Source organism: Pseudomonas sp. BMW13 (assembly GCF_013357275.1).
Lineage (GTDB): Bacteria > Pseudomonadota > Gammaproteobacteria > Pseudomonadales > Pseudomonadaceae > Aquipseudomonas > Aquipseudomonas khazarica.
Window position 1 is genome coordinate 1 of sequence record NZ_SUKD01000087.1, and the last position, 280, is coordinate 280.

The 280-nt window shown below is 61.8% G+C and carries 1 protein-coding gene; it reads right to left on the reverse strand.

Going from position 1 to position 280, the window contains the following annotated elements; genetic code table 11:
• Positions 1 to 280: GTP-binding protein (locus E4487_RS25060; protein ID WP_257229494.1), on the reverse strand; the 280-nt coding region annotated here is incomplete at both ends.

The window sequence follows — 280 nt, forward strand, 5'->3', positions numbered from 1 at the left end:
AGTGTCGTCACCCGGGAAATCGTAGGTGCTCAGCAGGTCGCGAACTTCCATCTCGACCAGTTCCAGCAGCTCAGCGTCGTCAACCATGTCGGCCTTGTTCAGGAACACGACGATGTACGGTACGCCAACCTGACGGGACAGCAGGATGTGCTCGCGAGTTTGCGGCATCGGGCCGTCGGCAGCCGAGCAGACCAGGATCGCGCCGTCCATCTGGGCAGCACCGGTGATCATGTTCTTCACGTAGTCGGCGTGGCCCGGGCAGTCAACGTGCGCGTAGTGA